This is a genomic window from Chryseobacterium sp. Marseille-Q3244 (assembly GCF_940807095.1).
Lineage (GTDB): Bacteria > Bacteroidota > Bacteroidia > Flavobacteriales > Weeksellaceae > Chryseobacterium.
Genome location: NZ_CALNWX010000004.1, coordinates 35,005 through 50,961, shown reverse-complemented (window position 1 = coordinate 50,961; position 15,957 = coordinate 35,005). Strand labels below are relative to the sequence as shown.

General features: G+C 31.7%; 12 protein-coding genes. 5 read left to right on the top strand and 7 right to left on the bottom strand.

Annotation, left to right across the window (positions count from 1 at the left end):
- Positions 1-361: 361 nt before the first annotated feature.
- From NBX25_RS08380 to NBX25_RS08365, 6 genes are all read right to left on the bottom strand, one after another.
- Positions 362-643 carry a hypothetical protein gene (locus NBX25_RS08380; RefSeq protein WP_002978600.1) on the bottom strand — a complete coding sequence of 94 codons (282 nt, stop codon included), beginning with the start codon at positions 641-643 and terminating at the stop codon, positions 362-364.
- 204 nt (positions 644-847) lie between these two features.
- Complete coding sequence (locus NBX25_RS24690) at positions 848-1,390, bottom strand: MFS transporter (RefSeq protein WP_198418454.1); 543 nt, start codon at positions 1,388-1,390, stop codon at positions 848-850.
- A gap of 11 nt (positions 1,391-1,401) precedes the next feature.
- Entirely contained in the window at positions 1,402-1,779 is a 378-nt protein-coding gene (locus NBX25_RS24775) for an MFS transporter (protein ID WP_237730167.1), read from the bottom strand.
- Positions 1,664-2,041, bottom strand: coding sequence for an MFS transporter (locus NBX25_RS24680; protein ID WP_002978603.1), 378 nt, complete (start codon positions 2,039-2,041; stop codon positions 1,664-1,666). The genes NBX25_RS24775 and NBX25_RS24680 overlap by 116 nt, the downstream gene beginning before the upstream one ends.
- A 27-nt stretch (positions 2,042-2,068) precedes the next feature.
- Complete coding sequence (locus tag NBX25_RS08370; RefSeq protein WP_002978604.1) at positions 2,069-3,151, bottom strand: FAD-dependent oxidoreductase; 1,083 nt, start codon at positions 3,149-3,151, stop codon at positions 2,069-2,071.
- A 31-nt stretch (positions 3,152-3,182) separates the two neighbouring features.
- Positions 3,183-3,935: a helix-turn-helix domain-containing protein gene (locus NBX25_RS08365; RefSeq protein WP_002978605.1), complete on the bottom strand. Its 753-nt coding sequence runs from the start codon at positions 3,933-3,935 to the stop codon at positions 3,183-3,185.
- A gap of 1,837 nt (positions 3,936-5,772) precedes the next feature.
- On the opposite strand from NBX25_RS08365, the gene NBX25_RS08360 reads away from it, so the two are divergent.
- The 5 genes from NBX25_RS08360 (at position 5,773) to NBX25_RS08340 (ending at position 14,911) form a co-directional block, all read left to right on the top strand.
- Positions 5,773-6,816: a hypothetical protein gene (locus tag NBX25_RS08360; protein ID WP_002978608.1), complete on the top strand. Its 1,044-nt coding sequence runs from the start codon at positions 5,773-5,775 to the stop codon at positions 6,814-6,816.
- A 60-nt stretch (positions 6,817-6,876) separates the two neighbouring features.
- Positions 6,877-7,971 (top strand): putative phage abortive infection protein, encoded by a 1,095-nt coding sequence (locus NBX25_RS08355; RefSeq protein WP_002978609.1) that lies wholly within the window; start codon positions 6,877-6,879, stop codon positions 7,969-7,971.
- 149 nt (positions 7,972-8,120) lie between these two features.
- Entirely contained in the window at positions 8,121-12,386 is a 4,266-nt protein-coding gene (locus NBX25_RS08350; protein ID WP_250253404.1) for an NACHT domain-containing protein, read from the top strand.
- 122 nt (positions 12,387-12,508) lie between these two features.
- A complete protein-coding gene (locus NBX25_RS08345) occupies positions 12,509-14,221 on the top strand; it encodes a hypothetical protein (protein WP_002978612.1) in 1,713 nt (570 codons plus the stop codon).
- A gap of 468 nt (positions 14,222-14,689) precedes the next feature.
- Entirely contained in the window at positions 14,690-14,911 is a 222-nt protein-coding gene (locus NBX25_RS08340) for a hypothetical protein (RefSeq protein ID WP_002978614.1), read from the top strand.
- Between the two features lie 225 nt (positions 14,912-15,136).
- On the opposite strand, the gene NBX25_RS08335 is transcribed toward NBX25_RS08340, so the two are convergent.
- Positions 15,137-15,715 carry a hypothetical protein gene (locus tag NBX25_RS08335; RefSeq protein WP_002978616.1) on the bottom strand — a complete coding sequence of 193 codons (579 nt, stop codon included), beginning with the start codon at positions 15,713-15,715 and terminating at the stop codon, positions 15,137-15,139.
- Positions 15,716-15,957 lie beyond the last annotated feature (242 nt).

Below are 15,957 nucleotides of genomic sequence, written 5' to 3'. Positions count from 1 at the left end.
AAAAAAATATAAAACACTGATCTGTAAGTGTTTAATATGGCGGGATTCTTGCGGAAATGTAGAAAAAAAGATGTTGCAACATCTTGATCGTGCACCACTTTTGTACACTTCGATCTATGTAAACAGCCATCAATAAAGACTTCTTTAGATACTGTATCATCTTGCTTGAAAATTTTCGTACAATGCTTTATGTAAAATGCTCTTTAAAATTTCAGAGCTATTTTCTAGTCTCCTAAAGTTTTCAACATTTTTATTAACCTCAATATTTCCAATAACATTTCGATGATCTTTTACATCAAATAATATGTGGAAATTATGACTTACATTATGAATTGTTCTTTGTATTTCCATATTAAAATTTTTAAAAATTACTATCTATTTGAACCTTCCTCACTAGTCCATTTAAAAGACTTTCAAATGCTTCGCTTTGTGATTTTCCACCAGATATTTTAGAAATAAGTTCTTTAAGTTCAAATTTAAAAGCTAGTCCACTTCTTGGGTTGTAAAGTTGTCCAAATTCCCAATTTGTTTTATCAGACATCTGTTTTAAAGCAAAATATATAAGTAATTGCTTTAGATCAACTTTTGTTTGTGAAAAGTCATTTCTAAGATATAAGAAAATTGTAATAGTTCCAGAGTTCATATATCAAAGCTTTCTTGCCATTTTTAACATTTTTGTGAGGTGAATGATGGATATCGTAATCTGCTGTCCGCTGGTTAATTGATAAGCCATTTGAATTGACCCATCTTTGCCAATTTTGGAGTTACCTGATCAATAGATTAAAGGTGGTCAATTGGAGGGATCAAGCTATCGCAGTTTGTGCAAATAGTCTCGTCCAAATTATATTTATTTCCGCTGTTGATTCGAAGAATTATAATTGGTAAACATCACAGCAGCACCAAAGGCTATGAACATTACTGTTGCATATAAAATGGTAGGACTGTAAAAATAAATGGCAGCCACGCCCAACGGAACCAGCACATTGTTTGCCGATTGCAGGCTTTGATTTAAGCCTTGCAACTTTCCTTGTTCGTTTTCCTCGACTGATTTCGATAGTATTCCGTTGTAAATGGGGTCGAATAAACCTTCGCCTGAAATGATGGCAATTACCGCAAGGGAAATAACGACGGCTGAATTTACATAAATACTCGTGAGAATTAAACCTAGGCCGATACCCACGATAATTAATCCTGCTGTTCCAATATTTTTATCCGAAAACAGCTTCAATAACCACGGCAGTAAAATGGCTCTTGTAATAATTTCGCAAATACCCACAAAAGTTAAGATGCTGCCGATAAGTACAGGCGTCCCATGATAAATATCTTTTAAAAAAAGTGTGAAGTTGAACTGAAAAACATTTATCCCCACATAAAACAACAGACCTATCAAAACAAAAAATTTCAAGCCTCTAACAGAAAAATATCTTTGAAGTGCGAAAAGGTATTGAAGCTGTTAAGCGATAAATGTGTTGTTCGCTTTTCCTTTGGTAAAGATTCGGGGAGCAGAAAATAAACCGCAACGGCTGAAAGAAAAATCAAAGCGGCTGTTATAAAAAAAGTGAGCCCTATTGAAATGCTTCCCAATAAACCGCCGAGTGCCGGTCCGCCGATTTTTCCTATTCCCATAACCGCACCTATATAGCCGTACCATTTTGCTCTTTCATCAGCTTCTGTGGAGTCGGCTATGTAATAAAATAGTAATGTTACCTGCGGTAAGCCCGTCAATAATTCTTCCGACAAAAAGAATCCATAATGCACCACCGATACCAAACAATACATAGCCAAATACCGAACCGACTAAACTGATCAGCAGGAGTTTTTTTCTTCCGTACCTGTCGCTCAGCGCACCAAACACAGGTGCAGCAAAAAATGTACAGGCGGCGTATATCGACATCAGCAAACTAATTCCTACAACTATTTGTTGTTGCGGCAAATAGTTTCCAATCAAAAAGGGCAACAACGGAATTACAATCGAAAGTCCAATGGAGTTTAACAACACAATTCCGACTATAATCCATAGATTATATTTCTTCGACTTCATTTGTTGTATAAGGGATATTAAAATGCACTACTCTTTTGGAAAAAGTGCAGCTTCGTTGGATGCGGTTTGTTGTTGTGCCTCCGAAGCATAAGCAAACATCTGTCTTTCATAATCATCAATTGCAGCCTGGATACTTTCAAATTCCCTATTGGTCAAATTTTCTGCCAGATGCAAAGCGTCCAATAAACCTGTATTTACGCCTACGCCTGCATAGGGCGGCATTCCGTGCGCCGCATCGCCCATTAAAGTGATATGGCTATGGTTGTGCCAATTTTCCAAGGGAACCTGATACATCGGCAATAAAGTAAACTCACTTGTTGCTGCAAAAAGTTCTTTGTAAGCACCATCCCATTCATAGCACAGGCTACTTAAAAAAGCAGCTATTTGCTGATTATCATTGAGGTTGAGGTTATGACTTTTTAACCAACTCTCAGGTTGGCGAAAGCAAACATAATAATATAGCTCACCGTTTGTTTTGGGTTGGGAAAGAAAAAAGATGCGGTCATCCTTAGCTATTATTTTATCGTCAGCACATATATTTTTAAAATTGGGGCATTGGGATGCATAGTCAAGCACCTCGCCCGTGATAGTAATGGTTCCTGTATATCTTGCAGGCACTTCGGTCATTTCTTTTCTCAACCTGCTCATAATGCCGTTTGCGCCAACTACCAAATCTGCGGTTTCTGTGATGTCATTTTCAAAATGCAGCAGGAATGTTCCTTCTTTTTTTTCAATGGAGATAAACTTTCTGTCCCAAATGACCGTTTGAGGATGCAGGCTTTCAAGCAGTATCCTTCTCAAATCGTTTCTGTCAATTTCCGGATTGTCAGATATAGGAAGCGTTTGAACTACGTTCCCGTGGATGTCTGCAATTCTTCGTGCTGTTGGCCTTGCGTTATCAAAATAAGCAGCTAATAATCCCGCTTTTTCAAAAACAGCCTGTCCCATATCTTTAAGCAAGTCAAGCGTACCGCCTTTTATCCGGGCGTATTGATTTATGTCGCGTTCATAAACACTTACGTTTACTCCTTCCTGTTGCAGCAATCTTGCAAAGGTTAATCCAACAGGACCTGCACCAATAACAGCGACTTTTTTATCTTGTAACAACATAATTTTTGTGATTAAAATTAATGCTGCAAAATTATTTTGCTGCCGGAACTAAAAATTGTAAAAAACGGTCGTTTTCATTTTTGTGAAGTTCTTTGGGCGAAACGCCCGAAAGTTTTTTAATTTCTTTGATGAAATGGGATTGGTCGGTAAAATTGAGTTGTGGATATAATTCGCCTTTCTTAATATGGGTAAGCGAAGCCTGAAAACGGAGAATATTGCAATACGCTTTTAAAGAAAGTCCGAATTGTTGATTGAAATAACGGTTAATTTGCCGCTCGCTCCAATGCACCTTTTCGGAAAGTTCTTTTACCGAAATTTCTCCGTTGGCAGCAAAAATCAGTTTGAATAATTGGCGTTTGCGTTCATCAATTTTATCAGGTAACACAGATAGGATTTTGTGCGTGGCTTTTTCGCAGAAGGCATCAAAATCGTGTAAATCATTCACCGTAAAATCCCAAAAATGGTTGGGGAGTCCTTTTCCGCTGTTCCTTATATCGGCAATGGAATCCTGCAAAACATACTCTACAGCAAGCGGATTGAAATTCACTGCTAAAAAAGCTGAGACTTTTACATTTGTTATTTTAGGCTTGGTTTCTAATCCTAATAATGCAGTACGCAATTGACCGTTATCTGTAACGGTAAAAATCAAATCAACTTTTCCATTCGGAATAATAATGCCTTCCTCTATATGCGACACGTCCTGTAAAGCTGAAAAACAATAGACAAAATCCGCAAGCGTTTCTTCGGGTTTGATAAGACGGTATTTTATATTGGCATTTGGCATATTTTACATATAAAAATATTACAAACTTAACGAAAAATACGACTTCATTAGTTAAACGACTGTCTAAACTCCAAAGACGAAACGTTTGTCTTCGTCTTGAAAAAGTTTGCTGAATGACTGCAAATGCTCAAAGCTCAACTCGTAGATGATTTCACTAATTGTCTTGTCTGTCGGGGATAATTTTTCTTTGCTTTATCAATCAATTTATAGTGTATGTGTTGCTGTGTTGTTCATCCTGTCAACGTTTTGAGTAACTTCAATAAATAGCTTAGCGAAATGACCAATAAGTTTTCCATGGCCAATATTGCAGTTACATCTTCAAAAAGGTTTGACACTTGCAACTCCCCTCTACTGAAGTTTCATTCAAAGCCTTTTTCTATTTGTTTGCCGTTGGCTTGTGATTGTCAGTGACTTATCTATGTTATTTGTGATTACCAACACTAACTTCTTCAAATCTTCCAATAAAAAGTTCGGGTTCTGTACCAGCAAGTTCATATTTAATTTAAAATCAGCTCTGAGCGATTTTTACTTCTTTTGCTGCTTATCAATAATCCTCTGTCCATTGAATTTCAATTGCGGGTAATGGTTCAGATGTGGAGTTACTAATTTACTTTAAATCATTATGAATAAATGGCGAAATTAATGTATTCACTGTAATTACAGCTACTGTAGGTAATGTTCCAAAATTAGTGATGATTATAATTTTTGATGTCAATTTATTGAAAATCAATTAAAATAAAATGTAAAATTTTAAAATGAGAACAGTATCACCATGCTCTTGTTTATTTTTGAAAAAAAATATATCGCAAATAATTGATGATCATAACAGATGTATCAGATTTAGTGATGAGATTAAAAAGCAAAATTTTACATTTACCAACATAAACACCTCTAAATAAATATTAAATTTTGCTAAGTTATGTCCTTATTTTTACCAACTAGAAATAGATGAAATTTGAGCTGACTTATTTAGAAGTATGTCTTGTTTAGCCCTAAAATTATATGAAATTGAGATGTACAGCTGAAATGTATCAATTATAACTGTCGCATTCGGGAAATGTTAATTGTTTAATTTACAGTAATTTATAAGGTTGGAGGTGTACGGAAGTAGTACAAATGTATTTTTAAATTTATCGTTATTTATTTTAAATTACTGGATTACAAGCATTTAACGTGACGAGATTCGTGCGGAAAAGTAAAAAAAAAAGATGTTGCAGCATCTTAATCGTGTACCACTTTTGTACACCTCGTATTGTGTAAACCACCATTAATAAACACTTCCTTAGATACTGTATCGATAAATTCTTTTACATTTTCGTATTCCAGACTGGTGAATTGGCAGTTCCACAAACCCAAATAATAATCGCTTTGTGCAGAAATCTGCTGAAACATTGCCAAAAAAATTGTTAATAGGAAATCAAACAATGCTTTCCGTTCTCCAGATTATTTTTTGGATTTTTAATTCAAAATTTTCGTAAATTTAGTAGTATAAAAACAACGCCATTAAAAAACCTATTTTGCTAGCATTACGATGCTGTGCGCTCCTTAGTTTTCTGTTTAATTTTACCTCTTATGCATAACAGTACTAACCACAATACTCAACAACTGATAAAAGAATGAGTTGGCACGGAGACAAAAAAAGTAATTGAATATATAGATAGCGAGAAAAAAGTAACGAAAGGTCAAAACTACCTATTGAATATGTAAGATATAAGTTTTCCTAATAAGATAACAGTCACCTCTTGCCCTGGATATTAGCAATATTTTGCATCTCGTAATATCAATATTTTTTTTAATGTCCATTTTGTATATTTGAGAATTGCAAACTATAAAACTAATGATCAAACCAAATTGGCAATTAAAATTCAGAGATTTACCTGAAATTCCCCCTTTGAAAAGATGGATAGATGGAGCTCATTACACAAAAGAACAAAATATTTCATTTAGATTATTACAGCATCAGGAAATCTCAAATGATGAACGAAATGACTTTATAAGTCTTTTTAAATTTTACGAAGATCTTGATATTGCTCTCCAAAAATTGGACTATTCATCATTTGATGCTAACGAATTCGACAACTTCAAAAGTTATATAGATTACGCATTTAATTATATTCCCTTAATGTCTAATAAGTTATCAGTAATTCACACATATAGATTGGTGGTTAATGAATGGGTTTCAAAAAAAAATGAAAGACTCAATAATATAAGTTTTTTAAAATATCCACCGATAGACATTGTAAAGAGTATAAATAAATATAATAGAGCAAATACTCCTAATACGACTGTATTATATACAACCGAGAATATTGATTCAGCTTTAAAAGAAATAAAGCCTCCCATTAATAAATTGATTACAGTTGGATTATGGAAGCCTAAAGAACAAAAAGAACTTGTTTCTTATCCAATTTCTCATAGCGATAGAGCAATGTATGTCAATCCAGGAGTGCAGAAGGCAACTGCAGCATTCGAAAAGTATGGAGATAGTCATTCCAAACTTTTAGTTGAATGGTCAAGACATTATTTTAAATTGTTAGGTAGAGAATTTACAAAACCTGTTTCCCATCATTATGAATATTTAATTAGTGCTATCTTTTCTGAAAGAATTCTTAGAACGAGGACTGACCCAAATCCTTCTTTTAATTTTGATTGTATTATTTATCCAAGTGTTGGAAATGATTTTGGGACGGATAATTTGGCTGTACATCCTGATTCTGTTGAAAGTAAATTTGGATTATTTCAAATTACTGAATTTGAAGTTGAGGAATCTTATTACGAAAAGGAATATGTAAGGAATCATCCTGAAGTTATAACTCTCGCAAAAGTTAAAAATAGAGTCAATGCAAAGAATATATTAAGTAACGGGGATATTATTTGGTAGATGTAGATTGCATTGGGACTAATAACTTAATCATATCGAGAACTAATTATGTATTAAATTTTGGAACAGAAAACAAAAGATCGCTTATTAATATTAGGTTTAATCGGGGTAATTGTAGCAATATTTCTATACAAAAACGGACCCGAATTAATTCAATCGAGATACTTCGATAAAGGAAATGTGGGAGATAGAGGTGCAATTGGTGATGCATTCGGAGGTACTGCTGGACCGATAATAGCGTGGATTGCATCTATTTTAACTTTTATGGCTTTTTACATACAGTATGAGGCAAATAAAGAACAAAGAGACCAGTTTGCAAAGCAAGCCGATGATACCGTGATAGAAAGGTTTGAAAACAGGTTCTTTGAGTTAATAAGAATTCACCGAGAAAATGTTGAAGAGCAAAATATACAAAATGTTGTTATTGGTAGAAAAGCTTTTACAACCTATTATTTTGAGTTAAGATATATTTATTTTGTGCTTGAACACAATTATGATAAATCGGATAAAAGTATTGTACTAGATAAAGAACAATTAACCAATTTAGCATATTTGATTTTTTTCTACGGAATTGGGCATGCGAGTGATGGTGTCTTTTCTCATATTGCGCCAAAAATTAATTCTACTGAATTTTTTAAAAATACTCTCAAGAGATTAGAAAGTGAAAAACTCACATACGCTCATTTTTTAAATGATAAGAAAAAATACGAAAATCAAACGGGCTACAAAGTTTTAAAGCTGAAAAATCTTGAAATTACACATAAGGGGAAAAACGCTGTTTTTATACAATACTATGAGCCTTTTACAGGGCATGGTACCAAGATAGGTCATTATTATCGACACTTATTTCAAACAGTGAAGTATGTACATTCTCAAGAAAATGAATTATTTACTGATGATGTAAAATATGATTATGTAAAAATGGTGCGTGCGCAGCTATCAAATTTTGAACAAGTAATTTTATATTATAACTCAATATGTGTTCTTGGTAGTGCTTGGATTACAAATGATTATATTAAAGATTATCACTTGTTGACTAATTTACCTCTTTCATTTGCTGACTTTGGAATACAACCTGAAGAAAAGTTTAAAGCTGAAATATCAGATGATCCTAACTTTTTTGATTGGTTAACGTTAAGGAACTCGCTTGCATAAATTACGTAGGATGGATCCTAGTTCTTGATTTTTTTTTGAATTTTCAAAAAAAAATATTTTATTAATCGGATTGCTTTATTCTTATGAATAATAGTTAGTATGTCTTGCTTTAATTTTAAGATTTGCTAAATTTACACAAACAGATTTTCATGTTAAATAGTACACAGATACGAGTTTTTGTTTCCTGTCCTGGAGATGTAAATGATGAAAAAAATATTATAAAAGAGGTTTGTAAATCTTTAAACCATCAACTCTCTATAAAAGATCGAGGGATTTTTTTTGAAGTTTTAGACTTTAAAGATATTGTGGCTCCCTGGGGAAACAGATCACAAGAGGAAATTAACTTTAGATTTTCAGGGTATGACATTTATATAGGATTATTGTGGATGAAGTATGGTACAGCTTCTGGAGCAGATGATCCGGCAACCGGAAAACCATATGGATCTGGTACAGAAGAGGAGTTTCGGTTAGCTGTCCAAAAGTTTAAAGATGGCCAAAAGATTGCCATTTATTTTTTCTTCAAAGAGCCAAGGAAATCCACCAGTATTAAAGAAACGGAGGATTTGCTCAAGGTCCAGAAATTTAAGACAGAAATTCAAGATAGTGGTTGGGTACATACGTTTCCTGATTTGGCGGATAAGACTAGTTTTGTCAATAAAATCCATCAAGTGCTTAATGATTGGGTATGGGAGGTAGAACAAAAAAAGAGAGTAGAAGAAAAAAATGAATTTTTTAAAGAAAACCAAGTAACCACAGCAACTGCGGAATCTATTGATTTTTCCAATTTTATTATTGGTATAGTGCCCTACAAAAAAGTTATACATCGTACTTTAAGTCCGTATGATTCAAATGCTGATTCTATAGATAGTTTTTTTGATACATCAAATAGAAAAACATTAGCTGAATTAGCTGCAGAAGAAACAAGGATAGTAGTGTTAGGTGGTGCAGGATCCGGAAAGTCTACCGAATTATCTAATCTGGTAGCACACTATTCAGTTCCAAATTCCCCATTTGTTCCTGTTTTTCAAAAGATGAACACCTACGTAAATGAAAATATAGAAGATTTTCTACCAAGAGATTGGAACAAAATACCCGAAAATATTTGTTTAGTAATTCTGGATGGTCTGGATGAGATTGAGCCTGTAAATTTTAATACTGCGGTAAGAAAGATAAGTTCTTTTTCAAGTAAGTTTCCAAGCATTCATATTGTTATCTCTTGTCGAACTAATTTTTATGAATTTCCATCAGACATTTCAGGAGGTACACTTTCCGATTTTGATGTCTACTTATTTGATGATATCGATGTTAAGGACATTCGAACATATGCGCATGAAGAATATCAAATTAACGGGGGTGAATTTATAAAAGAAGCCTATAATAAAGGTTTCAAAGATCTTATCATACAGCCCTTTTTCCTTCAGATTTTGCTGGAAAAATATAAATTAAATGCAGACTTAGAAATTAGTAAGGCCGATTTACTAAATGAATTCATTGAGAAAAGGTTCGACTTTGATCAAATACATTTTAATGGGACAACTAACTTAAAGTTGCAGAAGAATAGGGTGATGGAATTATTGCGAAAAGTTGCCCTAACTATGGAATTTATGGGTAAAAATTATGTTTCTTTTGATCAACTAAGCCAAATTTTACCTGATCCTGCTGATCTAGATTTAATTAGATATTCTACCACGTTTAAAAATTTTGATGATGATCCTGCAGTGTGGGGTTTTGAACATAATAATATTCAGGAATTTTTAGCAGCAAGCTCATTACATGAAATGTCAATTGAAGAAATAAAGGAAACAATTTCTTTTAAAGGTAAGATTATTAAACCCAGTTGGGTAAATACTTTGTTCTTTTTGATGAGCATAATTGATGATAACAAAAGAAAAGGATTAATCGAATGGATACTGAAGATAGAACCGGAAATTTTGGTCAAGATAGAACCAGATAAAATAGATCCGCAGATAAGATTTGAAATTTTTAAAAATATCTTCAATCATTATAAAAAACAAGGGGTATGGCTAAGATCAAACAAGTTCACTGCAATAGAACTTGCACGTTTTGCGCCAATGGAATCTGCTAATGAATTTCTCCTTAAAGAGCTCTTAGATAAAAATAATAGCAGATATACGAGATTGAATGCGCTTCATCTGATCGATGATCAGCATCTTGGAGCTCAAGAAAATGTAAAAACAAAAGAAGCTCTTTTATCTTTTATACTTGAAGAAACTACTGATGTTCATTATTTTAATGCGGCAGCCTATGCACTAGGAACACTTGGGTATGCAAACCGAGCTGTAATTGATGAATTGATGAAAGTTTATGGAAAAAAAAATAATCAATATATCCGTTCGGCTATGTACAGGCTGATACATAAAGCCCAGCTCGAGAGTGAATATGTTGATTATTTAATACAAGGACTGGATATTTCGGAACAAGATAAAGATAGGGATAAGGTCAACTTATTAGATGAAGAGATGCAGCTTACTGAAGTTTTTTCTGCCAATTTTGGAATTGAAGCCCTTAAAAAAATACTAAAATATCTTTCTGACGATACTAATAGTAGAGTGTTGTTTAGGCTAGATAATCGAGAAAAAGTACTTAAAAGTATTATCGATCAATCAGCAGAACTATATAATCAATACCCTGATTTATATGATCTTATTAATAAAGCGTACAAACATAATATTCGTTTAGGTGATGAAAAAAGTTTAGATATTTTAAGTAGCTTTTTTAACAAAACCGAAACTTCGTTAAGAATATTTAAAGAGATTTTTGGCAATAGTGCAATTTTATCATATGAAAGAGCCCATCTTTACAAAAGACTTGTAAATAAAGATGCTATAGATTATGTTATTGGATTGTATAAAGAGCATAATTTAACAAATGAAGACCTGTTATCATTTTACAAAGAAGTGAAGTGGTATGGAAGCCAACAAATTAAGGAAGAATTTAACTATCTGGAACAACAGATCAGGGAAAATTCAAAGGTATTGGACAATGTAAGTGAACCTACTATTGTACAACAAAATAATGAGTGGGCGCAGAAGAACACTGATGTTTTCTTCTCAAAAGAGCTATTCAAACAGGAATTAATTCACTTTTTTGATCAGCATAATATTGAAAAGCTAGATTGGGATTTGCTATATCAGCATAGAAAGTATGATGAAACAGATATTCTTAATGGACCATTCGAGCTTCTTGCAGATTTTACCAGAGGAAATAATGAGGTCACTGTTGAACAGGTTTTAGCTTTTGTTGAGCAAACGGATAAATTTGAAGATTATCTTTTCACAAGTCTGAAAGACAAATTGACAGGTGATCCTAACATAGAATTAAACGAGATGCAGATAAATCAGCTTGCTGATTGGGTAAGGGATAGGGTTTCTAAAGCTGATATAAAAAATGCAATTACTGTTAGTAGTTCTGGCAGACAAAGAGCAACATTTGATAGACAAGTTCAAAATCTATGGTATTATATTTCTAGGTTTGAAATAAAAATAGGTAAAGAAAAAATTCTTGATTTTACAACCCACTATGATTTAAATAGAAATTCTGATTCACTAGACTTTAATGTGATAGAAAAACAAGTAGGAAAGGAAGAAGTAGCCAAAAGAGTCATTGAAAATCTTGAGAAAGATATTGATTATGATGCTTCTTGGAAAAATAATGCTATTTATGCTATTGAAAATGGATTGGAGGGCGCTTACCAATTTATTTTTGCTGCTTTGGCTGGTACTACATATGATGAGTATGCTAAAAATGAGGTTCTGCGGACTTTTGATAAATTTGTAGATGATCCTAAAGATTTGCTAACGCTGCTATATGTTGTAGCAAATGATACAATTAGATGGGAAATTATAAATTTAATTCTTTTAAAAGAAAGCTGCAAAAATGAAATCACAGCATTTCTTACGAACATAATTGACAATGATGAAGAACCTGAACAAGAGAAATATCGTGCTTCACAACAGCTAACAAGAGTTGGAGATTTTGATGGGACATTGTATTATCTAAACTATATGTTAAACCATAGTGATGACGATAGCGAAGATGAATTTGATTTTTATTACGATGCAGCATATCTGAAAAATATTAGGGATTTGGTTTATTTGCCAAAAATGATGGACTTACTAAAAATATCTAAAACCCAAAAAGACAGGGATGAATTTGACCGTCTTGAAAACTATGTTACTGAGGTGCTCACAAATATGGCTAGTGAAAGTGAGGAGGGGTTATACAAAGTAACAGAAGCCTTAAATTTATTTATAGTAGAAAACCAAGGAAAAATTGAACATATTAATTTTTTCTATCCATTCATTGAGAGGTTAGAGCATCAATTTTATTTATCCCAGTCTCAAAAAGGAGATTTGAAAACTGCGTTAAGAGAAGTGGCAAAGATTTTACGTTAGTAAGTAGCCATAATTTTGCTTATCAATAATAATCTTAAAATCTCAATAGTTAAAGTATTAATATTTTTGATGTCTAAAGACTTAATATACTTAATTTATTGTTGTTACCACTGAAATCAAAAATGAGAAAATTGAAAAGTCGAAGATACTTAAAATTAGTTGTTGCTCTTGGTTGGAAAGATATTTTTCCAGAAAAAATCGAAAAAAGAAATGTCTTAGACTTTTTAACAGGAATAGATCCTGATGTTTTACTAATAACTGTTTGTGCTATAAATCAATCTCTTGATGAGGGAGAGTCTTTTGAAGATAACCTAATACAGTCATTATCAAATGCTGAGAAAAAGAAATATAGGCACGAAATCAGTAGGATATTAAGTATCTTAGATAAAAAGAACTCTGACTCCAGTATTAATGAAGAAAAATGTATTTTTAATACGAAAGCAAATAGTTTGTTAATCAAAAAAATTGTTGAAAATTATGTTTATCTGAAAGAAAAAGCAGACCCTGACTTTGAGTCATTTCCTTTTATTAAAGCGTATTTACTTTTTAATACAGAAGTTTATCCTGGAAACAAATTTATGGATGATATTCCACCAGCGTATTTTAAAAGTTTATCTCAATTTATTATTACTGCAAAAACCATAGATTTCGATTTTGTATACCATCAGCTCTTTATCTTTGCTAGGTTACGATCTTTATTTGAATACTTGTGCAGAAATTACTCAGGCTTTCTACAGAAGTTTGAAGAAAAATATAATATTAATGGTCTAGATAAATACATTTTTGACCAGCTATCTTTATTAAACTATCTAGACGATAAAAACTATATACGTCTTAATCCAGAAAACTCAAATGAAATTCAAATAAAAGAATTTTGTGAAGAGCTATGTATAAACAGCTTATTCAATAAGAATAAAATTGAGCTCAAATATTTTCCATTGCTTAAAGACTCTGATGATCAGAATGGTTATTTCGTATTAAATAAAGCCTACTTGTTTCTATACTTTTATCATAAGATTAAGTTCAAAGCTTTCCAGTTTTTGACTGAAGAATATAATGCTTTTAATTCTTATAATGATTTCTCCTCCGAATATGCTGAAAAGGGTGGAGAAGAGATATTATTCAGAAACCTTATTCAACAGTCTTTAAAAAATAAATATTACAAAATTATATTTAATGATACTGATAAGTCATTGATAGATGGTATGATATTTAATAATAGGCATATTTTCTTATTTGAATTTAAGGATTATGAAAGTATCAATAAATTGGATTCCATTTATAACTACGATGAGGTTGAGAAAATATTAGATAAAAATTTTGTTGAAAAGAAAGGTGTTTCTCAATTAATTTCAATGATTAAAAGACTCAAAGGTAATAGCTATTTTGATGAATTTATCATCAATAAAAAAATTAAAACCCATACTATTGAAATATACCCAGTTTTGGTTGTTTCAAATGCGTTTTATAATATCCCTTCATTAGAACATTATTTAGGAATTAAAATGTCTGAAAAAATGAAAGAATTAGACACTGGCTTTAAGAAAGTTCATAATTTAACAATGCTTGACTTAAATTCTTTGGTTGAATTAATATATTATAATAACCAGTTTGATTTAGTTAAATGCCTTAAAGAATATGCCTTGAAAAAAAGCAAATTTAACGAGAATGTTATCGTTCCTAATTATCCTTCTTTTAGAGATACTTTTGTCAAAACTGATGTAGTAAAGAATGGAGATTTTATTACCCAATTTTTAAAGTCTACAAACTTTGATGATAATGAAGATATCAAAGCCATGCCGGATGACTTTTTCAAGCTTAGAGGAAAGGCTTAAACTGTTTCTATATTTGAAAATGCATAAAATACTTAGATATTTTGGCTATTACAGGCTAGGAGTTAAAATATATCAAGTGCCAGCAATTCTGCATAAAATATTCCAGCGTATTTACAATTTTTAACAATATTGGTAATGGGACGTGCAATTAGATAAAATGCTACATCATTTTGGCGACGTTTTGACAATATTAATCCTATAACAACGATAGCTTTAGAGGATTTTTTGTAGCCATAATCTTAGTCTTTCTATATCTAGAATATTATTCTTTATACCAAAATCATCTCTATCAAGACATTGTTATACCATATGAATCTTGAATAATATTTTGATCTTAATGATAGTATTTTCTTTCGGATTTATTGTCGATTTTTATTGAGAATTAAAAGAGAATTGTAAGCTTTTATCAACAACTTTTATAATTGATGGAAAGTAAGTCTCTTTCTTTTAAATAAATAATAATCAATAGTGTCTAACGGCAAAATAAATAAACAATTATTTATCGACAGTTCAAACAAATCTGATCTGTCATCATTTATGAAGTTTCGTGAAATATCCTTGGATCAAGCAATTAAAATACTTAAAGATTCTGGGATAAGTGTCTCAAAAGACGAGGCTTCTGAAATTTTAGAATTTCTTCATGCACTTGCAAAAATTACAATTAGAGATTTTTTATTAGATAAAGATTAATTTCTTAATTTTAAATTTATTCATCATTGAACTTTTAACGGAACTAGCTAAGAATTGTATTTTTTGTCTGCTTAATTAGTTTTTTCAGAAAATCGCTTCGCTCCCTAGTTAGATTATGCAGAGTAGAAATAATATAATTTTTAACTTTGTTCTTTTTGTTACTTTGCTCATTGTAGATTTAATATGGCAAGAGTACTACGAGTTTCGCAATTTCATTTAAATCTTCTACAAAATTTTTTGGAAAATGTACCTTTGAGTCACTTGGCGGGAAAAATTACTTTTAGGAGTGGTTTTTCCTTTTTTTTTACTTCGTAATTGATTGCTAATCAATAGTATTTGAGCTAATGCTGAATTCAATTTAGGTGTTCGAAATGCTGTTTCTTGAAATTCCAATTTTTCAGCCAATATCGAACACAATATCGAACTTTTTGTATAATTATCGCCTTTTATATACAGTTGAGAAAGGTTTGGCAAAATATCCAGTACTTGTTCAAGTTTAACTTTTATATCAGTATTTTTACTTGAAAGTTTTTGATTTTGCAAGGCCATTTCTAAATTATCAATTTTCTGCTTACTTTCATTTTTGATAATCTGATAATCATCAAAATCTAATCGATCTTGTAAATATTTTTCTCTTGCGCTATCTAAACGATTATTCAAATTAACAATCTGCTCAGAAATTTCTTTTTTCTGAAGATCAATATTTTTCTGTATGTATTTAAAATTTGTTAAGATGACTTCTTTTAGTAATTTATTAATTCCATCATGATATTCGTATTTAGGGAGTTCATTTTCAAATGCCAAGTTTACTTTACTGGAACTATGCCTGTAACCACATTTGGAATTACAATGGTAGTAATAATAAACATTTTTCTTTCCTCTTTGTCATTCTGAGCATCTCTGGAATCCAGAAAATGGAAAAATACTAAATCCCGAGACGTTTGAAAAATTACTTTTAAAATATAGTGAAACAATTACATGTGTAATTTTTATGGGTGGAGAATGGAGTTGTTTGGAATTGCTAATTTTAATAAATATCGTAAAAA